This is a genomic window from Streptomyces sp. TM32, assembly GCF_004122755.1.
GTDB lineage: Bacteria > Actinomycetota > Actinomycetes > Streptomycetales > Streptomycetaceae > Streptomyces > Streptomyces sioyaensis.
Genome location: NZ_SDIG01000061.1, coordinates 1 through 20,745 on the forward strand (window position 1 = coordinate 1; position 20,745 = coordinate 20,745).

Genomic DNA, 20,745 nt, shown 5'->3' on the forward strand with positions numbered 1-20,745 from the left:
CGAGCAGCCGGGCGGCGGGAGAGGCCTGCTGGTCGAACTCGCGGACCATACGGGCCGGTGCGGCGCGCCCGGGCGCGGGCGCCGGCCCGGACGGGAGTCCGTCGCCGTGGTCGGCGCGTACGGCACAGGCCGCGCCGCGCAGGGCGAGACCGGCGTCGGCGGCCGCGAGCCGGGCCCACGAGCCGAGGGCGGAGGGGGTGGCGGAGAGGACCGGGATGGCGCGTTCGCGCGGCGGTTCCACGGCGGCCCCGGGCGCCCCGGCGGGCCGCCGGCGGCGCCGGGCCGGGCGGAAGTCCAGGGCCTGGTAGGGGCCCTGGCGCCGGATGAGGGTGCCGGCGACGGCGGGCAGCAGCGTGCGTGCCCACATCCGCTGCGGCAGCGGCTGGACGACGGCGAGCGGGGCGTCGGCGGCCCAGCGGTAGAGCAGTCGCTGCATCCGGCCGTCCCGCCAGAGGGGGCCCGCGCAGTCGCTGACCACGAGGGTGAGGTGGTGGCCGGTCGGGTCGTGCAACTGGTCGGCGGGGCGCAGCGGGCGGCCCGGACCGGGGGCCGCCGCGACCCCGACGTCCGGGCCGTGCGGATGGAGGTAGTGCACCGTGACGTCGCGGAAGGCGCCCACCCGCTCGCAGACCTGGCGCAGGTCGTGCAGCATCTGCTCCCAGACGGCCATCGAGGACGAGCCGTCCATCAACAGCCGCAGGGCGGCCGCCCGTCGGTGCACCCCGCGCAGCACCGGGATGATCATTTCGGCGTGGGCGGAGAGTTCGGCGGTGGCGGGCTCGTCCAGCTTCCGGCGGACCGGGGCGACCGGCGGGCGGTAGCGCTGGATGGGGCGCAGGGCCCGCTGCAGCGGCAGCAGTCCGGGGAACGCGGAGGCGATGGGGACCGCGATCTCGCCGAGCCGCCGCGGGTCCCGGTCGACGACCCGCTCGTCCAGGGCGGGCAGCAGCTCCGCGACCCGGTGCCGGGCGCTGTCCCGGAGCGTGGAGGGCGGCGGCTCGCTCTCCTCGGGGCCGGTGTCGGTGCCGTCCCCGGAACCGTCCGCGCGGCCGGCCGGCGCCGCGTCGGCGTGCGGGGAGCCCGGGGAGACGGCAGGCCCCACCCGGAAAGTGGCCGGATCCGTACGGTGCGCGGGGTCCGCGGCCGGGGGCCCGGTGTCCCCGGTGTCGCCGGCCTGCTCCTGCGGTGTGATCCACTGGGCGAGCCAGAGGGCGTCGGCCATCCCGCGGGCGTCGGCCGGCACCCCCGCGGCCGTCAGCCGGGCGACGAGTTCGTCGAGGGGGGCTGGGCCGGGCTCCCCGCGGGACACCGCACTCACCTCGTCCGATCAAGAGGCCGCATCAGCTCCGCCGTCAGACGCCGTCGGGTCTCCTCCTCGTCCTCGTCCGTCCAGCCGGCCTTCTGGGTGAGGTGGATGGCGTTGAAGAGCTGGTCGACGGCGCGGACATCGCCGGGCTCGCGGTCCAGGAAGCGGTCGATCACCGCTTCGTAGCGCCCGTCGGCGCCCTCGCCGAAATGCGCCCGCACCATGGCGGCGAGCCGCTCCTTGTCGGGGACCGGGATGTGGAGGTGGATACAGCGGCGCAACAGGGGCGCCGGGAAGTCGCGTTCGCCGTTGCTGGTGAGGACGATGAAGGGGAAGGCGCGGCAGCGCACCCGGCCGTCACGCACCGTCACCTGCGCGCCGTCGTCGCTGAGCACCTCCACCTCGGGGGCGGATCCGGACAGCCGTTCCAGCTCCGGAATCCGGAACTCCCCTTCCTCCAGCACATTGAGAAGGTCATTGGGCAGATCGATGTCGCTCTTGTCGAGCTCGTCGACGAGCAGCACCCGGGGCCGGGCGGACGGCAGCAGGGCCGTGCCCAGCGGACCGAGGCGGATGTAGCGGCCGATGCCGCCGCCCGGCTCGTCGGCGGGGTCGGCGCCGGCCGGCGTCCCGCTCTCCTCGGCGGCCGGGGTGGCGCGGGCGATCTGGAGGTCCTGGAGGCGGCCGATGGCGTCGTAGTCGTACAGGCCGTCGCGCAGCGTGCTGCGGCTGACGACGGGCCAGCCGAGCACCCGGCCCAGGCCGAGTTCATAGGCGACCGAATGCGCCAGGGTGCTCTTGCCGCTGCCCGGCGCGCCGGTCACCAGCAGCGGGCGGCGCAGATAGAGGGCGGCGTTGACCAGCTCGCGCTCGGTCTCACCAGGGCGGTGGTGGCTGGCTTCGCGGTGCTGCACACCGAGCCGGCGCTCGGAGGACGGGTCGAGGGCGGCCGGCGGCGCCACGAGGGGCCCGCCGTCGAAATCGCGCCAGGGCGGCGGCGGCGGAAGATGCTCAATTCCGTCGTGCGGTGCCCCCGCGCCACGGTAGATGAGCCAGTCGCTCACGTCGGAACTCCTCGTCGCCGGCCAGGCATCGGTCAGGAGCGTGGGTCACGGCGCATCGCCGGAGACGTCCGCATCCGCTCCGCCTCCCCCCGCGTCGCCACCCGCATCACGCCATCACGTCATCACGAACAAGTCTTCCACGACGCTATGACAGTACCCACCCCTACGGAAGCACACGGGGCGGTTTCCGGTCTCCCGCGCACTCGCGCGGGGCGCTCAAGTGCCCTTTCCGGGGCGCTACTTACCGCACGAGTAGCGGAGGCGGCCGCCCTGGGCACCGGGCGCACGGGGGGCGTACGCGGCGCCCGCGCCCGCCCGGGAGCGGCTCCGGCGCCGTTCATCGCGGCGACAGCTGGGGCCGGTCCGTGAACAGCGGCGGAATCGGATCCTCCGGATCGTCGTAGAGCAACACCAGATCGCGGGCCCAGTGCGTGCCCTCCTCCGCGGCCTCGGCGGCCTTCGCCCGCAGCTGCCGCACCAGCTCGGGCAGCCGGGCCACCCCGCCCGAGCCCTGGAGCAACTCCCGCACCCCGCGATGGAATTCCTCGCAGCCCGCGTCGCAGTCCTGCTCCTCGCCGTGACCGCGGGCCGGCCACAGCCCGGCCGGGAACCCGGTGTCCAGGGCGACGCCCACCGCGTCCCGCCCGAACCCGTCGGCGACCGTGTGGCACAGCGCGGGCAGCGCGCCCTCGCCGGCCCTCTCCAGCAGCCGCCAGACGGACTCGGCGCAGGGGCCGGGCCGCGCGCCGGCCCCCTCGCCCGGCCGGACCCGCAGTGCCTGGAGTTCAGCGGCGGTGCGCAGGCCCTGCCAGCGGCGCAGCCAGGCGGGGTCGACCTGTTCGCGCCGCCCCTGGTCACGCAGGATCACCGCACGGCCGGGGCCCACCGGCCGCAGCCGGGCGGTGCGCCGGGTGGAGGCGGCGACCTCCCACTGGCCGGCGGCGGTGTGCCAGTGCCCTTCGGGGACCGCGACCTCCAGGCGTACGCGGGCGCCCGGACCGGCGGCGCCGTCGGCCCGCAGCAGCCGCCCGCCGAGCTGTTGCAGCACCTGTTCCCGTGCCTGTTCGAAGGGCATCCCGCCGGCCGACTCCTGGACGTCCACGCACAGCCACTGCCCCTGCCCGTAGCCTTCGCTGACCGACCAGTTGAACAGCTCCGCTCCGCCCTCGTCGTAGAACAGCGGCTCGAACTCGACGAGGACGGAGCGCGGGCGGCGGCGCACCGGCCCGATCCTGCGCCGGTCCTGCGGCTGCAGCACCACCGCCTTGGCCTGGACGAACTCCGCGAGGCGGACCGCCTGCGCGCGGACCGCGGCGGCGGCTTCGCCCGGCTGGTCGCGGACCTCGTCGGCGGTCAGCTGCGCCACGATCCGCAGATAGTGCACAAAGGTGCGCAGCTCGGTGTACGGGTCGCTGCCCTGGTAGAGCGCGCCGTGCCCGTCCCGCCACGTGCGCAGCGACCAGGCCGCGGGCCGCTCGCCGCGGTCCAGCACCTCACTGACGGCGGCCTCCACGATCAGCGGGTCGCGCGGCGCGGGCAGACGGGCGAGCAGGTCCAGCGCCTGCAGCCGCTCCTGGACGCCCCACAGACGGCCGCGGCCCGCCATGATCGCGTGTTGGGCGTCGAACCAGGTGGGTCCGGTGGCGCGGCCGAGCTCCTGCCCGGCCCAGTGCCAGCGGTCGTGCAGGCTCATCAGCGCGTGGTACGGGTCGGGGCCGAGCCCCTCGGCGCCGGCGACCAGGTGTTCCGGCCCCAGCCCGCGCAGTGCGGTGACCGGCACCGCGAGCCCGACGTGGTCCTGCTGGTGGCGGCCCTTGACGATGCCGACCACCTCACCACGGTCACAGTCGATCAGCGGCCCGCCGGAGGCGCCGGGCGTCACCCGGACATCGCTGCCGAACTGCAGCCCCCGGGCGTCACGGGCGCCGAAGCGGACCGCGATGAAGGTGTCACCGGAGTCGTGGCCGCGGGAGTCATGGGCGCCGGAGTCGTGGCCGCGGAAGATGTAGGCGTCCTCCAGGAGCGTCGCCGGCTGATCGCTGAGCCAGGCGCAGGGGTGCCCGGCCTCCGGGTCGAGCAGCCGGACCAGGGCGAGGTCGGCGCGGGCGGCACCGGGCCCGGCCTCCGGGGCGGGCCGGCTCAGGTCGTACACCGGCCGCGCGGGGACCACCCGGCCGCCGAACGCGACCCCGAAGACCCCGTCCGGCCCCGTCTCGCGGCGCCGCCCGTCGCTCGCCACCAGCACATGGGCGCAGGTCAGCACCCACCCCGGGGCGATGAGTACGCCGCTGCCCCACATCCGGGCGCCGGGGGCGCCCGGTGCGGCGCGCAGTCCGACGGTGGTGCGCCCGGCGTGGTCGAGGAGCTGTGCGTAACGGGCGCGGTCAGCGCTGCCGGCGGGCCGGCCCTGGGAGGTGGCCATCAGCGGCTCGAATCGTCCGGCTCCCGGCGGTCGGCCGTATGCGCCTGGTCCTCGCGCCGCCAGGTGAGCGTGATGGAGAGGTTCGACTTCGTCCCGCCGTCCGCGAGCAGGGCGACGGCCCTGCCCGGCTTGGCCGACAGCTCCACGCCGAAGGTCACGCTGGTCTCGTGCGGCGCCACCCGGTCGGTGGCCTCGCGGACGCTGGCGGCGACCCCGCCGATCACCTCGCGGAGCCCCTCCACCCGGGCACCGAGCGCATCCCAGACACCGACGTCCTCGAATTCCCCGTCCTCGAATTCCCGGTCCTCGAATTCCCCGCCCCCGGTGTCCACGCCGTCCGGCGCGTCGCATCCGGGGGCGTCGAGCCGGGAGACCCGGGCCCAGACCTCCGTGCCGTCGGGCAGCTCGATGCGCTGCGCGCGATCGTGCATCACGGCCTCCTGCTCCCCGTAGGCGGCAATTCCCCCATTGCCGCGGGACCGTTGACAGGTGATCAGGCTAGCCCGCGACCGTCTGTGGCGCGAGAGGTCCGTGAGCCTGCCTATCCTGGCCGGGAATGACCCATGACCCCTGGTGGAGAGCGCGTGTATTTCACTGACCGTGGCATCGAGGAACTGGAGAGCCGGCGCGGCGAGGAGGAGGTCACCCTCGGCTGGGTGGCCGACCAGCTGCGGACGTTCGTGGACCTGAATCCGGACTTCGAGGTCCCGGTGGAACGACTCGCCACCTGGCTGGCCCGGCTGGACGACGACGAGGACGAATAGACGGGGCAGCGCGGCGCACTGCGACGCAGGCCGCACCGGGCACCGTCATCGAGATGAACTCCGTTTATTTTCCTGCGCGTTCGTATGTGTATGACATGACCACGACATCAAGCGGCTGAAACCAGAACCGAATCCCCTCTTCCGCGATGACCGGCCGCGCCTCGCCTCCTCGACTCCTCGACTCCGCCCACCTCCCCCTCGTCCACCCTCCTCCACACCGCGCGGCGGACCGCTTGACTTCCGGAATCCGCGATATATCGTGTCTAGCAAGGACGCGATATGTTGCGTTGCGTAGTGCTCACAGGGGAGGGCCAGTGATGTCAGCCGGGACCGAGTGGTCGCAGAATCCGACGCAGGTGACCGCACCACGCACGATGGAGATCACCGACCCCGTCGAGGCGCTCACCGTGCGGGTGTACGGCGGCACGGTCAATGTCGTCGGCACCTCGGACGGCGGCCCCGCGCGGGTGGAGATCAGCGAGCTGGACGGCCCGCCGCTGACCGTCTCGTGCCGCGACGGCGTCCTGTCGGTCGCGTATGAGGACCTCCCCTGGCGGAACTTTTTGAAGTTCCTCGACCGCAGGGCCTGGAACCGCAGTGCGGTGGTCTCGGTGACGGTGCCGGCCGGCACCCGCGTCGAGGTCGGCGTGGTCCGCGCGGGCGCGGTGGTCTCGGGCATCTCGGGCCGTACGGACGTGCGCGGCGTCTCCGGCGACAGCACGCTCGTCGGCCTGACCGGCACGGTGCTGGCCGAAACGGTCTCGGGCAACGTCGAGGTGCAGTCGCTCACCGGCGATCTGCGGTTCCACTCCGTCTCGGGGAATCTGACCGTCATCGACGGAGCCGGCGGCGGGGTGCACGCGGACTCCGTCAGCGGCGACATGGTCCTCGATCTCGCTCCCGGCAAGGGCGCCGACATCGCGCTGACGACGGTCTCCGGGGAGGTCGCCATCCGGCTGCCCGACCCGGCCGACGCCCGGGTGGAGGCCAACACCACGTCCGGCACGGTCGCCAACGCCTTCGACGACCTGCGGGTCAGCGGCCAGTGGGGCACCAAGCGGATCACCGGCTCCCTGGGCGCGGGCACCGGCACCCTCAAGGCCACCACCATCTCCGGCGGCCTGGCCCTGCTGCGCCGCCCCGCCCCTGAGGGCGAGGACCACGGGCGGCACGATACCGACGGCGGCCACGACAGCGGCCCGCACGAGGACTCCTCCGCCACCACCACCGGGAAGAAGGTGCGCTGACCATGCCCCCCGTCTTCGCCCACGGCCGCCTGCGCCTGTACCTCCTCAAGCTGCTGGACGAGGCACCGCGGCACGGCTACGAGATCATCCGCCTCCTGGAGGAGCGCTTCCAGGGCCTCTACGCCCCGTCCGCCGGCACGGTCTACCCCCGACTGGCCAAGCTGGAGGCCGAGGGCCTGGTGACGCACGCGACCGAGGGCGGCCGCAAGGTCTACTCGATCACCGATGCCGGACGGGCCGAACTCGCCGACCGGGGCGGTGAGTTGGCGGATCTGGAGCTGGAGATCCGGGAGTCGGTCGCCGCCCTCGCCTCCGACATCCGGGAGGACGTGAGCGGTTCGGCACGGGATCTGCGCCGGGAGATACAGGAGGCCGCCCAGCAGGCCCGCAAGGACGCGGAGCGCGGAACGGCGGGGCGGGCCGGCGGGCGGGCCGGCGGGCGGCCGGACGCAGAGGAAGACGGCGCCGGGCGGCCGTTCCCGGATGCCGGTGACTACTTCGACGGCATGTTCGGCGACAAGGAGTCCTGGCGGCAGGCGAAGGAGGAGTTCCGGCGCGCCAAGGACGAGTGGAAGGAGCAGGCCCGGCGGGCCAAGGAGGAGAGCCGGCGGGCCAGGCAGGACGCCCAGCGGGCCCGTAAGCAGGCCCGGGACGCCCAGGCGTTCGCGCGCGAGGAGGTCCAGCGGGTCCTCAAGCGCGTACAGGAGCAGGCTCAGGGGGCGGTGCGGTCCGGCGACTGGTCGGGGGCGGTGCGCGAGGCGCTGTCCGAGGTGAGCCGCGAGGTCGGGCGCTTCGCCGGCCAGTCCGGCGCGGGCCAGGAGGAGGCCGGGCGGAGCGGCGCCGGCCGGGGCGGCACGGACCACGGGACCCGGGTGACGGTCGAGCGTGTCGACCTCGGCAAGGGCCCCGGGGAGGACGAGGCGGCCGGGGCCCCACCGGCCCCGGAGTGGGCGACGGAGCCGGCCGGTGACGACCCGGCCCGCGACTTCGACCGGCTGCTGGACCGCTTCCGCGACGATCTGCGGGACGCGGCCCGCGATCACGGCGTGAACGCCGAGCAGTTGAAGGAGTCCCGGCGTCGGTTGTCGGCGGCCGCCGCCCATATCGGTGCACTGCTGAGTCAGCCGGAGCGGTATCGGTCCGGGACGGATCCGGACGCCTGAGCCGGAGTCGACGGACCGGCCGGGCGGCCGGGGCGGAGCGGGGCGGGGTGGGTTTCTGCGCCGCCCCACCCCGCCCCGGCCGCCCGCTCAGCTCAAAGGCCGGGGCTCCGGCGCCCCGATGCACGTCCGCAGTGCGGCGATGAGCCGTTCGCACCGCTGGTCGCCACTGCCGCCCATCCGGTTGGCGGTATAGGCGAAGCCGACGCCGAACTCGTCGTCGCCGAAGCCGAATTGCCCGCCCGCGCCGCTGTGGGCGAACGAGCGCGGGCCGAGCAGCCGGCGGAACGGCGAATCGAGCAGGACGCCGGTCCCCCAGCGTGCGCCGAGGTCCGGCAGCCCCGACCACGAGGCGCCGCCCGACTGCGGCCGGAGCGCATCCGTGACGGTCTCCGCGCCGAGCAGCCGCGGCCCGCCGTCCACCCCCGTGGCGACCGCGGCGTACAGGGCGGCGAGACCGCGCGCCGAGGAGACCGCGCCCGCGCCGGGGAATTCGGCGGTCAGCAGGGCGGGGGCGTTGTAGCCGTGCGGATCGTCGAGCCCGGGGAAGGGCAGTACGCCGTTCATCGTCAGCGCCCGCATGGCGAGGAGGTCGGGGCTCGGCAGCGGCGGCCGCCCCTCGGCCTCGACGAGCCGGGCCAGCCGCGGCACTTCCTCCTGCGGCAGGCCGATCCAGGTGCGCAGGCCCAGTTCGTCGGCGACGGCCCGGCGGAAGTAGCGGCCCGGCGTCAGACCGGTCAGCCGGCGGATCACCTCGCCGAGGAGAAAGCCGAAGGCATGGGCGTGGTACTCGTACGCCGTACCGGGCTCCCAGAGCGGCGGCTGCTCCTCCAGGGCCTGGATCACCGGGGTCCAGGCGGTCAACTCCTCGAAGGTCAGCTTGCGTTCGGCGAGCGGAATGCCGGCGGTGTGGGCCAGCACCATCCGCGGGGTGATGCCCTCCTTGCCGTACCGGGCGAACTCCGGCCAGCAGTCGGCCACCGGAGCGTCCAGGTCCAACCGCCCCTGTTCGGCGAGCAGATGGACGCAGACGCTGATGACGGCCTTGGCGAGCGACATGACGGGAAGGACGGTGCGCTCGTCCCAGGCCCGCCCGGTCCGGTCGTCGGCAGTCCCGCCCCACAGGTCGACGACCTTGCGCCCGCCCACGAACACGGTGACCGCGGCGCCGAGTTCCCCGCCCTCGGCGAAGTTCCGGGCGAATGCGTCCGCGACGGCTCCGAAGCCCTCGTCGGCCGTTCCGTGGTAGGGCATCTGCTGCTCATTTCCTCGCGTCGGGACCGGTGGCCCCCAACGGGCCGTCCGGCGGGGCCACGATACGGAGCCGGCCGCCGCTCCTCGATCGAATATCTCCGCGCGGAGACGACCGGCCACCGACGACAGCGGCCGGATCCGGAGCGGCCCCAACTCGGGCCCTGTTACCCACAGTTGCCATCGGCGGTCTGGATTCACGCGGCGTAATCGGGGAAACCACTACTTCGCACGGCTTTTCGTCCGGCACCGGGCTCCAGGGGCCCCAGCTGCCCGACTCCGCGGACCGGCGGGCCGTGTTCCGGACCACCGCCCCACTCCCTGTCTGCGCACGCATCGTGAAGGCCATGAGGTAAAGCGATGTCGGAATACCTTCCGGTCGCCCGCCGGATGTGGCACCTGCTGGAGCCACTGCACGCCACGCTGTACTACGCCCCCGAGGCCCGCCAGGTCGCCGCCGACCTCGGCCATGACGTCGCGTCCCGCTGGCCCAGCTATTTCGCCTGGCGTACGGCTCCGCTGGGTGCCGCCGGGCCCGAGCTGGTGGCCGCGACGTACTACACCTTCAGCCCGCGGATGATCGCCCGGTACCTCCCGCGGATCTGGACGGTCGCGGACCCTGCCAAGGTGCTGGACGCGCGGCTGCTGGCCATGGACCGTGCGCTGACCACCCTGATCGGCGGCCGGCTGAGCGCCGCGCAACTCGCCGAGGCGGCCCGGCTCGCCCGCCAGGCGGCCGAGAACGCCGGAACCGCCGCCCGCCCGCTGGCCGCCGCCAACCGCGATCTGCCCTGGCCGGACGCCCCTCATCTGACGCTCTGGCAGGCCGCGACGGTACTCCGCGAGCACCGTGGCGACGGCCATCTGGCAGCCCTGCTGACCTGCGGACTCGATCCGTGTGAGGCCCTGGTGTCGTTCGCCGCGATCGGTGCCGCGCCGGCCGCCGACTTCGTGGGGCGCGGCTGGAGCGCCCAGGAGTGGAGCGACGCCCGGCACCGCCTCGCCGCCCGCGGCTGGATCGCTCCGGACGGCACCGCGACCGAGCGCGCCCGCACGGAGCGCGAGGCGATCGAGCGGACCACGGACCGGCTGGCGGCCGGCCCGTGGCGCGCCCTGGGCCACTCCCGCGCCGAACGGCTGGCGCAGCTGCTCAACCCCGTCCTCGGCGCGGTCTTCGAGGCCGGGTATCTGCCGCGGCACAGCACGCTGGGCATCGGCACGGTCAAGGTCGCCTACCCGTAACCGGCGGCGGTGGGGTGCAGTGCCGCGCACCGGAGCGGCCGGCACCGTCCGGAGTGCCCCACGCCGCTTGGAGCGCGCCGCACCGTCCGGGGCGGCCCGGCGTACGCCCCGTCCCGAGCCCCGCACGCTCCCGGCCTCCGCACACTCCCGGCGCCTCAACTCGCGCGTCTGCAGCGGCTCTCCCCCAGCACCCGCACCACCGCTTCGTGGGTCACCCCGTGGTCGGCGAGCACCGCGGCCGCCGGTCCGCGCCCGGTGGTCAGCGCGAGCAGCAGATGCTCGTCGCCGATGGACCGCTCGCCGCGGCCGGCCACCATCCGCAGGGCACGCTCCAGGACGGACTTCGCCTCCGCCGTGAACCGACGACGCGCCCGCCGGCGCCGCCCGTGCGTCCGGTCGGCGGCCAGCGCACCCACCCCGTGTACCTGCTCCACGCTCGCCACGATCGCGTCGACGTCGATGCCGAGCCCGGCAAGTGCCGCCACATCGGCCGCCGAGACCCCACCCCGCCGGCGCACCGCCGCCAGGCCGTCCGCCACCGATTGCCGCCGCTCATGGAGGCCCAGGGCAGCGAGCGCACCGGCGGCCGGTGAATCCGTCCGGTCCAGCAGGGCGAGCAGCAGCTCCGGCTCGCCGATCGTGCCACTGCCCGTACGGTCCGCCTGCTCCGCGGCACAGCTCACCACTGCGCGCGCCTCGGCCGTGAACTTCTCGAACATCAGCGCCTCCCGTGCTTCTTGTGGACCGCCTGCCTGCTGACCCCCAGCTCCGCCGCGATCTCCTGCCACGACCAGCCCTTCGCCCGGGCACTGCGCACCTGTACGGCTTCGAGCTGCTCCAGCAGCCGACGGAGCGCGGCCACGGCACGGAGTCCGACCCGGGGGTCGCGGTCACCCGCCCGCTCGGCGAGATCCGTTGCTTCAGTCATGGTGTCAATTTAGGTTGACATGACGCGGCGCGTCAACCTTCATTGACACGCATTCCGGGTCGAAGGGGGGAGGGGAAGGGGCAGCCGAGAGCCCGGCGGCGAGGCCGAGTCGACCGAGAAGCACCCGGCGGCAAGGAAGGCTGACGCGCAGGCATCCCGTAGCGGGGAAGGAGCGACCGAGAGGCACCCGTCGATGAGGAAGCGTCAGCCGAGCGGGCGGCCCCACAACCGGACGACCGCCACGGTGCCGTCCGTCCGCAGTCCGTCGGGCAGCGCGTCCGGCCCCGCCCACCGCACCGCGTCGAACCGCTCCAGCCGCACCTCGGACTCCCCAGGCACCGTGAGCCGGGTGCCCCCCGCCAGCGCCACCACGAGCAGCCCGCCCGCGGGGTCCGGACCACCCACGAGATCCGGCCCGCCTGCGGTGCCCAGGCCGCCCGCCACCCGGCCGTCCGGCTCCGGACCCGGCGCCGGCTCCCGCTCCGGCGACCAGCTCCCGGCCACCACCTCCACCGTCGCCGTCGCCCGCCCGTCCCGGAGCATCACATTGAGGTTGACGACCGGGCCGTCCAGCAGCCGGGAGACGGTGGTGGCGCCGCCGGGGAAGGCGTACGGGCGGGAGCGGCCCGGCAGCAGCCGCGCGGTGCCGTCCACCGTCAGCTCCAGCCCGGCGCCGTCGACGACGGTGAGGATCCGCCGGACCCCGGGCAGCGGCGAATACGGCCCGTCGCGCGTGACGTCCGCCAGGCTGACCCGCCAGGCGAAGCCGTCCCAGCCGGCGCCCGGCGGATGGGCCGCGATCTCGCGGGTCACCCCGCCGCCGTTGCTCCACGGCGCGGCCGCCCGCCCTGCCGCCCGCAGGATCCACATGCCTCCGGCCCCTTCCCCGTCGAATTCCCCGTCGAATTCCCCGTAGAAACAACGGCCCATGGACATGACGGCCATGGAAAAGTCGGCAGCTCCGAGCCCCGGAGCCCCGAGCCCCCAAGCACCGGAGCCCGACCCGGAATCAGACCGTCAGCACGACCTTCCCGAACAGCTCGCCCTCCGCCATCTTCGTGAAGCCCTCCCGCGCCCGGTCCAGCGGCAGCGTGGAGTCGATGACCGGACGGATGCCCTTGGCGGCGCAGAAGCTCAGCAGCGACGCCAGCTCCTCCTTGCTGCCCATCGTGGAGCCGATGATCTTCAGCTCCAGGAAGAAGATCCGGTTGAGCTCCCCGCTCTTGGGGGTGAAGCCGCTGGTGGCGCCCGAAATCACCAGCGCGCCGCCGGGCTTGAGCGACTTGACCGAGTGCGACCAGGTGGCGGCGCCGACCGTCTCGATCACCGCGTCCACCCGCTGCGGCAGCCGCTCCCCGCTCGCGAACACCGCCTCGGCGCCCAGCTCCAGCGCCCGCTTGCGCTTGGCCTCGTCCCGGCTGGTGGCGAAGACCCGCAGCCCCGCGGCGGCGCCCAGCACGATGGCGGCGGTCGCCACCCCGCCGCCCGCGCCCTGCACCAGCACGCTGTCGCCGGGCCGTACGCCCGCGTTGGTGAACAGCATCCGGTACGCGGTCAGCCAGGCGGTCGGCAGGCAGGCCGCCTCCTCGAAGGACAGCTCCTTGGGCTTGGGCAGCACATTCCACACGGGCACGGTGACCTGCTCGGCGAAGGTGCCCTGGTAGCGCTCGGTGAGGATGGAGGGCTTCTCCTTCGGGCCGACGCCGTGACCGGTCTGGCCGATGACGGAGTGCAGCACGACCTCGTTGCCGTCCGCGTCGATGCCGGCGGCGTCACAGCCGAGGATCATCGGGAACGCGTCCTCGGTGATCCCCACCCCGCGCAGCGACCACAGGTCGTGGTGGTTGAGGGAGGCGGCCTTGACGTTGACGGTCGTCCAGCCGGGGCGTACGTCAGGGGCCGGGCGCTCCCCCAATTCGAGGCCGTTCAGCGGCTGGTCACGGTCGATGCGGGCGGCATAGGCAGCAAACATGATCCCAACGTAGGCCGCGGACGGGCGCTGCGGTACCGCGTACGGGTGTGACACGCACCGCGCCGCGACGACGGCACACGGCCACGACAACGGGGCGGGCCCGCACCCTCACAGGTGCGGGCCCGGCCCGTGGCGGAGTCTGCCGGGGCGTCAGCGGCGCGCCACGCCCTCGGCGCGGGCGGCGGCCGCGACCGCGGCGGTGACGGCCGGGGCGACCCGCTCGTCGAACGGCGACGGGATGACCCGGTCGGCGCTCAGCTCATCGGCGACGACGGCGGCCAGTGCCTCGGCGGCGGCGAGCTTCATGCCCTCGGTGATCTGCGAGGCCCGCACCTGCATGGCTCCGGCGAAGATGCCCGGGAAGGCCAGCACGTTGTTGATCTGGTTGGGGTAGTCGCTGCGTCCGGTGGCGACCACGGCCGCGTACCGGTGCGCGATGTCCGGGTGGATCTCCGGGGTGGGGTTGGCCATCGCGAAGATCAGCGACTCCTTCGCCATCTTCGCCACCGCCTCCTCGGCCACCGTGCCGCCGGAGACCCCGATGAAGACATCGGCGCCTTCCAGCGCATCCTCCAGGGAGCCGGTCAGCCCGCCCTTGTTGGTGAAGCCGGCGACCTCACGCTTGACGTCCGTGAGGTCGGTGCGGTCCGCGGAGACGATGCCCTTGCGGTCGCACACCGCGACATCGCCGATGCCCGCCTCGATGAGGATCTTGGCGATCGCGACACCGGCCGCACCGGCGCCCGAGATGACCGCACGCAGCTGGCCGAGCGCCCGGTCGGTGAGCTTGGCGGCGTTGCGCAGCGCGGCCAGGGTGACCACGGCGGTGCCGTGCTGGTCGTCGTGGAAGACCGGGATGTCCAGCCGCTCCTGGAGCCGGCGCTCGATCTCGAAGCAGCGCGGCGCCGAGATGTCCTCCAGGTTGATGCCACCGAAGGACGGGGCCATCCGGACGACGGTCTCGATGATCTCGTCGGTGTCCGTGGTGCCGAGCGCGATCGGCACCGCGTCGACGCCGCCGAACTGCTTGAAGAGGATGGCCTTGCCCTCCATCACCGGGAGGGACGCCTCCGGGCCGATGTCGCCCAGGCCCAGCACCGCGGTGCCGTCCGTGACGACGGCGACGACGTTGGACTTCCAGGTGTAGTCGTCCACGAGCGCGGGCTGCTCGGCGATGGCGCTGCACACCTTGGCGACGCCCGGTGTGTACGCGAGGGACAGGTCGTCCTTGTTGCGGACCGGCACGGTCGCCTGGATGGCCATTTTGCCGCCGCGATGGAGCGCGAAGGCCGGATCGAAGGCGTCGTCGGGCGCACTGCCCGCGCCCGCGCCTGTATTGCTGTCGCTGCGAGGATTGACGATCTCCGCTGCCACTTGTTTTACCCCTTTTAATCGTGAATCTGCTGAGGGTGGCCACTCCCTGGTTGAGGGGTGGGCGGGCACCGCGTCCGGGCCCTGCGCGGCAGATGGCCGCCGCGCGGGGGGAGGAACGGACGCCGGGCGCGCCGCACACGCGCCCTGAGCCCCGGATGAGGGGTGTAACGAACCTTTCTACCCGACGGGCGCGGGCCCCGACGAGTTGGATTCATTACCCTCGGCTTCAGAAACCAGACAATAACCTTTGAGTGCGCAAAATGCGGGAAGCGCACAAAGAACTCAAGAGTGCCGAGCTTCGCGGTCCGCATCCCGAGACGGCCGGAGTGAGCAGGACATCCTTCGCATTCCGCCGGCGGCACACCCCCCTTGCGCCGCAAGGCCGTCAACCCGCCGAGCCGTCCGTTATGCGATTTTGACCTGTGTGATGGTCCGAATACCGGAGTCCGGGTGGCAGGATTCCCGTCACCAACCGAGGTCACGACGCTCCAGGGCGTGCACCCCGGCCTTTGTCACGTCGGCTTCTCCATCCGCAGGAGGATCAGCATGACCGCACGCACCACCCGTCGCCCGGCCCACGGCAGGTCTCGTACAGCCGTGGCCACGGCGGCCGCGGTCGCGGCTTCGCTCCTGCTGCTCAGCGCCTGTGGAGACCAGACGGACGCGGCCATCGCCAGGCGTGAGGCGAAGAAGAACCGCAATGTGCATGCGCCGCTGTTCAAGAAGCTGCCGAAGGACGTGCAGGAGAAGGCCCTGCTCCAGGTCGGCTCGGACATCACCTACAAGCCGGTGGAGTTCCGCTCCAACGGCGCGGTGGAGGGCATCGACCCGGACCTCGCGGAGGCGATGAGCAAGGAGCTGGGCATCAAGCTCAACTTCAACAACGCCACCTTCGACACCCTCATGGGCGGGCTGAAGTCCAAGCGCTACGACATCGCGATGTCGGCGATGACGGACACCAAGGAACGCCAGCAGGGCATCGACAGCAACACCGGCAAGAAGATCGGCGAGGGCGTCGACTTCATCGACTACCTCAACGTCGGCGTCTCGCTCTACACCCGCAAGGGCAAGACCAACGGCGTCGACGGCTGGGAGACGCTGTGCGGCAAGAAGATCGCGGTGCAGCGCGGCACGGTCTCGGACGATCTGGCCAAGGACAAGTCGAAGGCCTGTGAGAAGAACGGCGAGCAGGCCATCTCCATCGAGGCGTTCGACAACGACTCCGAGGCCCAGACCCGGCTGCGTACCGGCGGTGTGGACGCCGTCTCCAGCGACTACCCGGTCGCGGCGTACGCGGTGAAGGTCTCCGGCCACGGCAAGGACTTCCAGATGGTCGGCGGGGCGCCGCTCAAGGCGGCCCCGTACGGCATCGCGGTCCCCAAGGGCAAGCAGCAGTTGCGCGACGCCCTCAAGGCCGCGATGGAACTCGCGATCAAGAACGGCTCGTACGCCAAGGTTCTGGACAAGTGGGACGTCAAGGATGCCGCGGTCAAGGACGTGCAGCTCAATGGCGGCTCCTGAGCCGCCGTCAGCCCTCCCGTCCGCTCCGCGCACCTCCCGCCGAATGCTGAAAGGCAACACCCGTGTCAGTTGACGTCGACAAGTCGGCCCAGCCGCCGGCGGACGCTCCGCCGCCCCAGCCCGAGCCCCTCAAGGCCATCCCGGTCCGCCATTACGGGCGCTGGGTGGCGGCGGTCGTCGTCCTCGGACTGGTCGCCCTGCTCGGCCGGGCCTTCGCCTCGGGGAACGTCAACTGGGACGCCATCCCCCAGTACATGTTCAACGCGGACATCCTCAAGGGCCTGCGGAACACCTTGCTGATCACCGTGCTGTCGATGATCATCGGCATCGTCCTCGGGGTGATCCTGGCCGTGATGCGCCAGTCCAAGAACCCGGTGACCTCGACGGTCGCCTGGTTCTACGTCTGGTTCTTCCGCGGCACGCCGGTCTACGTCCAGCTGTTCCTCTGGTTCAACCTGGGCCTGGTCTTCCAGTACATCGACATCATGCCGATCTACAAGGACGAGTGGTCGGACTTCATGACCCCGTTCCTGTGTGCGCTGCTGGGCCTGGGGCTCAACGAGGCCGCGTACATGGCGGAGATCTGCCGGGCCGGTCTGAACGCGGTCGACGAGGGCCAGACCGAGGCGGCGCACGCGCTGGGCATGAGCCACGCCAAGACGCTGCGCCGGATCATCGTGCCGCAGGCGATGCGGGTGATCGTGCCGCCGACCGGCAACGAGGTCATCAACATGCTGAAGACCTCCTCGCTGGTCATCGCCGTCCAGTACTACGACCTCCTGCAGGCCGCCCAGAACGTCGGCCGGGACTCGGGCGTCGTGGTGGAGATGCTGATCCTCGCCGCCGCCTGGTACCTGATCGCCACCACGGTGCTGAGCATCGGCCAGTACTACCTGGAGCGCTACTACGCCCGCGGCTCCAGCCGACAGCTCCCGCTCACTCCGCTCCAGCGCGCCAAGGCGAAGCTGTCCGGCGGCTTCAACCGCAGCGCCGGAGGTGCGGCATGACCACCAAGATGACGACGAGCAAGGCCGCGGGCACCAGCGGCGGCCCGATGGTCAAGGCCGAGGGCGTCCACAAGTCCTTCGGCACGGCGCACATCCTCAAGGGCATCGACCTGGAGGTGGCGCCCCGGGAGGTCTTCTGCCTGATCGGCCCCTCCGGTTCCGGCAAGTCGACGTTCCTGCGCTGCATCAACCACCTGGAGAAGGTCAACGCCGGCCGGCTGTCCGTCGACGGCGAACTGGTCGGCTACCGCGAGCACAACGGCAAGCTCTACGAGCTGCGCGACAAGGAGGTCGCCGCCCGCCGCCGCGACATCGGCATGGTCTTCCAGCGCTTCAACCTCTTCCCGCACATGACCGCGGTGGAGAACATCATGGAGGCGCCGATCCAGGTCAAGGGCGAGTCCCGGGCCGCCGCCCGGGAGCGCGCGACCACGCTGCTGGACCGCGTCGGCCTCGCCGACAAGGCCGCGAACTACCCCTCGCAGCTCTCCGGCGGCCAGCAGCAGCGCGTGGCCATCGCCCGGGCGCTGGCCATGGAGCCGAAGCTGATGCTCTTCGACGAGCCGACCTCGGCACTCGACCCGGAGCTGGTCGGTGACGTCCTGGACGTCATGAAGGACCTGGCCGCGGACGGGATGACGATGATCGTCGTGACCCATGAGATGGGCTTCGCCCGCGAGGTCGGCGACTCGCTGGTCTTCATGGACGACGGCGTGGTCGTCGAATCCGGCCATCCGCGCGAGGTGCTGGGCAACCCCCAGCACGAGCGGACGAAGTCGTTCCTGTCGAAGGTCCTGTAGCGCCCTGGCGGGGGTGCCCTGTGCGGCGACGTCCGCACGGGGTGCCACCCCGGTGCGCACGCGCCGCCGAGCGGCACCCCCGCCGCCGGGGCACCGGGCCTACTTCAGGCCCAGCACCAGCGCGTCCGTGGGCGAGGACCACACCGTCCGCGCCTCCGCGAAGCCGGACTCACGCAGCACCTGGGCGTGCCAGGCCGCCGACGGCGTGTCACCGTCCGCGTGCTCGCCGAAGATCTCGAAGCGCTCGGCGGTCGGCGCGGCCAGCCGCGGGTCGGCGGCGGCCAGTTGCCACCACTCGGCCCAGTCGACGGCACCGGCCGCCTTCGCCGCATCCCGCCGCGCATGCCGGAAGGCGCGGTCGGCGGCGTTGATCCGAGGGGTGGCCTCGTCGGGCATCCGGTCGGCGTTCAGGAAGACCCCGCCGTCCCGCACCAGCCCGCCGAGCTGCCCGTACAGCCCGCGCAGCTCCCCGCTGTGCAGCCAGTGCAGGGCGGTGGCGGTGAGCACCGCGTCGTACGAGGCGTGCGGCAGCTTCGCCGTCCACTCGGGGTCCTTGAGATCGGCCCGCACGAAGCGGACCCGGCGCTCGCCGGAGAAGTACCCTTCCGCGATGGCCAGCAGCGCGGGATCCAGATCGACACCCACACTCTCGGCCCCGGGGAACCGTTGCAGCAGCCGGTCGGAGATACTGCCCGTGCCGCATGCGAGGTCCAGGACCCGGGGAGCGGGACCCACCAGCGCCTCGACCATGTCCAGCATCACCCGGAACCGCTCCTCGCGGTCGGGGAGGTACCACTCCTGCTGGCGGTCCCAACTGTGCTGCCACGCCTGCCAGTCGGCACCGACGACGGTCTCGGCCATTGCTTCCCCTTCCGGGCGTAATACCCTGGTACCTATATCACCCATTACTCATCCAGCACTCCGTACCCTAGCCCTCGCCCGTAAGGACTACAAGTGGAACTGGCCTATTACTCGGACTATGCCGTGCGACTGGTCAACACCGAGCAGCCCGAGCGCGGCACCGACAGCCTCACCTCGGTCGAGGCGGTACGGGAGCTGTTCGGCCCCGCCCAGCAGGCCGCCCGGCGCGCGACCGACAGCGACATCACGCGCCTGCGTACGGTCCGCTCCCGGCTGCGCGCCGTCTTCGAGGCCGCCGACGCCGGCGACGAGGTGCTGGCCGTGGACCTCCTCAACGCCCTGATGATGGAGTTCCCCGTCAGCCCGCAGATCTCCGGCCACGAGCACCGCGACGACGGGGGCACCTCCCGCTCGGGAGGAGCCGAGAGTGGACGAGGCCGCCCCGACTGGCACATGCACATCGCCGACCACGCGGCCAACGCCACCGCCGGCTACGCCGCCACCGCCTGTATGGGCCTGGCCTTCCACCTCACCGACCTGGGCGTGGACCGCCTCGGCCTCTGCCAGGCGCGCCCCTGCCGGAACGTCTACCTGGACACCTCCACCAACCGCTCCCGGCGCTACTGCTCCGACCGCTGCGCCACCCGCGCCAACGTCGCCGCCTACCGGGCCCGCAAGCGGCTGGAGAGCGAACGCTCGGCCCGTACCGGCCGCACCGCCGAGACCACCCAGGACAGCACCCCGGCAACCGACCGCTGAACCCCCCGCGGCGGGCGCACCCGCACCCAGGCGCGGGCAATGACCAGTTCGTCGGGAACCACCCCGAATTCCCGGCTGTCGTTCTCGACGAACGGATTGTCCCCCTGGACCCACCAGCCGCCGTCCCGCCGCTGGACGACCCGCTTGACGATCAGCAGATCCTGCCGGAACGGATGCCGCAGCACGACCACGGCGCCGGGCCGCACCGCCGCTCCGTACTGCACGACCAGCTGGTCACCGGGCTGCAGCGTCGGCACCATCGACGGGTTGTACACCTCGGCCAGCCCGAACGCCCGCAGCGGCCCGCCCCGCCCCTGCCCCGCTTCCGCGGCCTCGCCCTGCCCGGGCCCGCGCTCGTGCACCTGCTCCGGCATCCCGTACCTCCCGGTCCAGCCCCGGTCCGACCCTCCCCCGGACTCCGTCCGGGGGCACCCCCGTCTCGCTTCGCTCACCGGCCCATCCTCCAACAGTCCCAGCGTGACACCGGACTTTTGCCCTAAGACCCCCGGGCCGCCCGAGAAAAGCCTTCCCCCACCGAGTAATCTCGCACCTGAGAAGACGATCACGAGGAAGGACTGAACATGCTTTCGCGCCTGTTCGCCCCCAAGGTGAAGGTCAGCGCCCACTGCGACCTGCCCTGCGGCGTCTACGACCCGGCCCAGGCCCGCATCGAGGCCGAGTCCGTCAAGGCCGTCCAGGAGAAGTACCAGGCCAACGAGGACGCGGACTTCCGCACCCGCGCCGTCCTGATCAAGGAGCAGCGCGCCGAGCTGGCCAAGCACCACGTTTCGGTGCTGTGGAGCGACTACTTCAAGCCCCCGCACTTCGAGAAGTACCCGCAGCTGCACCAGCTGGTGAACGACACCCTCAAGGCCCTCAGCACCGCCAAGGGTTCCAACGACCCGAAGACGGGCGAGAAGGCGCTGGAGCTCATCGCCGAGATCGACCGGATCTTCTGGGAGACCAAGAAGGCCTGACCTCGGTCCGGACGGCCTGACCTGCACTGCGCGGGTCGCGTCGACCACCTGTCCGCACCCGGTCCGCGGGGCGCCGCACATGGCGTCCTT

General features: G+C 72.6%; 21 protein-coding genes. 9 read left to right on the forward strand and 12 right to left on the reverse strand.

The genetic code is table 11. The features are described 5' to 3' along the window. From EST92_RS15805 to EST92_RS15820, 4 genes are all read right to left on the reverse strand, one after another. Positions 1-1,309, reverse strand: a 1,309-nt coding sequence (locus EST92_RS15805; protein ID WP_275540881.1) for an SAV_2336 N-terminal domain-related protein, incomplete at its 3' end; no start/stop codon positions are given. Positions 1,310-1,314: 5 nt separating this feature from the next. After that, complete coding sequence (locus tag EST92_RS15810) at positions 1,315-2,370, reverse strand: MoxR family ATPase (RefSeq protein ID WP_129281575.1); 1,056 nt, start codon at positions 2,368-2,370, stop codon at positions 1,315-1,317. A 337-nt stretch (positions 2,371-2,707) separates the two neighbouring features. Next, a complete protein-coding gene (locus EST92_RS15815; protein WP_129281576.1) occupies positions 2,708-4,792 on the reverse strand; it encodes a trypsin-like peptidase domain-containing protein in 2,085 nt (694 codons plus the stop codon). Beyond that, positions 4,792-5,223 carry a CU044_2847 family protein gene (locus EST92_RS15820; protein ID WP_129281577.1) on the reverse strand — a complete coding sequence of 144 codons (432 nt, stop codon included), beginning with the start codon at positions 5,221-5,223 and terminating at the stop codon, positions 4,792-4,794. The genes EST92_RS15815 and EST92_RS15820 overlap by 1 nt, the downstream gene beginning before the upstream one ends. A gap of 153 nt (positions 5,224-5,376) precedes the next feature. Between EST92_RS15820 and EST92_RS15825 the strand changes: the two genes are divergently transcribed. The 3 genes from EST92_RS15825 (at position 5,377) to EST92_RS15835 (ending at position 7,966) form a co-directional block, all read left to right on the forward strand. Further along, positions 5,377-5,556, forward strand: coding sequence for a DUF6104 family protein (locus EST92_RS15825; protein WP_129244456.1), 180 nt, complete (start codon positions 5,377-5,379; stop codon positions 5,554-5,556). A gap of 374 nt (positions 5,557-5,930) precedes the next feature. Then, entirely contained in the window at positions 5,931-6,803 is an 873-nt protein-coding gene (locus tag EST92_RS15830; protein ID WP_161981742.1) for a DUF4097 family beta strand repeat-containing protein, read from the forward strand. A 2-nt stretch (positions 6,804-6,805) separates the two neighbouring features. After that, on the forward strand, positions 6,806-7,966 hold the full coding sequence (locus EST92_RS15835; RefSeq protein ID WP_129281579.1) for a PadR family transcriptional regulator: 1,161 nt from the start codon (positions 6,806-6,808) through the stop codon (positions 7,964-7,966). Between the two features lie 87 nt (positions 7,967-8,053). Here EST92_RS15835 and EST92_RS15840 read toward each other — a convergent pair whose 3' ends face one another. After that, complete coding sequence (locus tag EST92_RS15840; RefSeq protein WP_129281580.1) at positions 8,054-9,217, reverse strand: serine hydrolase domain-containing protein; 1,164 nt, start codon at positions 9,215-9,217, stop codon at positions 8,054-8,056. A gap of 357 nt (positions 9,218-9,574) precedes the next feature. Here EST92_RS15840 and EST92_RS15845 point away from each other — a divergent pair, with 357 nt between their 5' ends. Further along, positions 9,575-10,456 carry a hypothetical protein gene (locus EST92_RS15845; RefSeq protein WP_129281581.1) on the forward strand — a complete coding sequence of 294 codons (882 nt, stop codon included), beginning with the start codon at positions 9,575-9,577 and terminating at the stop codon, positions 10,454-10,456. A 155-nt stretch (positions 10,457-10,611) separates the two neighbouring features. On the opposite strand, the gene EST92_RS15850 is transcribed toward EST92_RS15845, so the two are convergent. The 5 genes from EST92_RS15850 to EST92_RS15870 form a co-directional block, all read right to left on the reverse strand. Beyond that, positions 10,612-11,175, reverse strand: a complete 564-nt coding sequence (locus EST92_RS15850) for a Clp protease N-terminal domain-containing protein (protein WP_129281582.1) — start codon at positions 11,173-11,175, stop codon at positions 10,612-10,614. Then, the gene (locus tag EST92_RS15855) at positions 11,175-11,384 is read right to left on the reverse strand and encodes a helix-turn-helix domain-containing protein (protein WP_009718008.1); all 210 of its coding nucleotides are present in this window, start codon (positions 11,382-11,384) and stop codon (positions 11,175-11,177) included. Before EST92_RS15855 ends, EST92_RS15850 begins: the two co-directional genes overlap by 1 nt. Before the next feature lie 204 nt (positions 11,385-11,588). Beyond that, positions 11,589-12,320: a HutD family protein gene (locus tag EST92_RS15860; RefSeq protein WP_343283798.1), complete on the reverse strand. Its 732-nt coding sequence runs from the start codon at positions 12,318-12,320 to the stop codon at positions 11,589-11,591. 73 nt (positions 12,321-12,393) lie between these two features. Beyond that, positions 12,394-13,356, reverse strand: coding sequence for a zinc-binding dehydrogenase (locus EST92_RS15865; RefSeq protein WP_129281583.1), 963 nt, complete (start codon positions 13,354-13,356; stop codon positions 12,394-12,396). A 150-nt stretch (positions 13,357-13,506) separates the two neighbouring features. Beyond that, positions 13,507-14,730 (reverse strand): NADP-dependent malic enzyme, encoded by a 1,224-nt coding sequence (locus EST92_RS15870; protein ID WP_129281584.1) that lies wholly within the window; start codon positions 14,728-14,730, stop codon positions 13,507-13,509. A 546-nt stretch (positions 14,731-15,276) separates the two neighbouring features. Here EST92_RS15870 and EST92_RS15875 point away from each other — a divergent pair. From EST92_RS15875 to EST92_RS15885, 3 genes are all read left to right on the forward strand, one after another. After that, positions 15,277-16,251, forward strand: a complete 975-nt coding sequence (locus EST92_RS15875; protein WP_129244474.1) for an ABC transporter substrate-binding protein — start codon at positions 15,277-15,279, stop codon at positions 16,249-16,251. 62 nt (positions 16,252-16,313) lie between these two features. Beyond that, the gene (locus EST92_RS15880; protein ID WP_129244476.1) at positions 16,314-17,258 is read left to right on the forward strand and encodes an amino acid ABC transporter permease; all 945 of its coding nucleotides are present in this window, start codon (positions 16,314-16,316) and stop codon (positions 17,256-17,258) included. 47 nt (positions 17,259-17,305) lie between these two features. After that, positions 17,306-18,058, forward strand: coding sequence for an amino acid ABC transporter ATP-binding protein (locus tag EST92_RS15885; RefSeq protein ID WP_129244600.1), 753 nt, complete (start codon positions 17,306-17,308; stop codon positions 18,056-18,058). A 99-nt stretch (positions 18,059-18,157) separates the two neighbouring features. On the opposite strand, the gene EST92_RS15890 is transcribed toward EST92_RS15885, so the two are convergent. Then, entirely contained in the window at positions 18,158-18,919 is a 762-nt protein-coding gene (locus tag EST92_RS15890) for a class I SAM-dependent methyltransferase (RefSeq protein ID WP_129281585.1), read from the reverse strand. Positions 18,920-19,012: 93 nt separating this feature from the next. On the opposite strand from EST92_RS15890, the gene EST92_RS15895 reads away from it, so the two are divergent. After that, positions 19,013-19,678: a CGNR zinc finger domain-containing protein gene (locus tag EST92_RS15895; RefSeq protein WP_129281586.1), complete on the forward strand. Its 666-nt coding sequence runs from the start codon at positions 19,013-19,015 to the stop codon at positions 19,676-19,678. Here EST92_RS15895 and sodX read toward each other — a convergent pair. After that, positions 19,582-20,052 carry a nickel-type superoxide dismutase maturation protease gene (sodX, locus tag EST92_RS15900; protein WP_129281587.1) on the reverse strand — a complete coding sequence of 157 codons (471 nt, stop codon included), beginning with the start codon at positions 20,050-20,052 and terminating at the stop codon, positions 19,582-19,584. The two genes, EST92_RS15895 and sodX, sit on opposite strands and share 97 nt — an antisense overlap. 207 nt (positions 20,053-20,259) lie before the next feature. Between sodX and sodN the strand changes: the two genes are divergently transcribed. Continuing rightward, positions 20,260-20,655 (forward strand): superoxide dismutase, Ni, encoded by a 396-nt coding sequence (sodN, locus tag EST92_RS15905; protein WP_006603170.1) that lies wholly within the window; start codon positions 20,260-20,262, stop codon positions 20,653-20,655. The last annotated feature ends 90 nt before the right edge of the window (positions 20,656-20,745 follow it).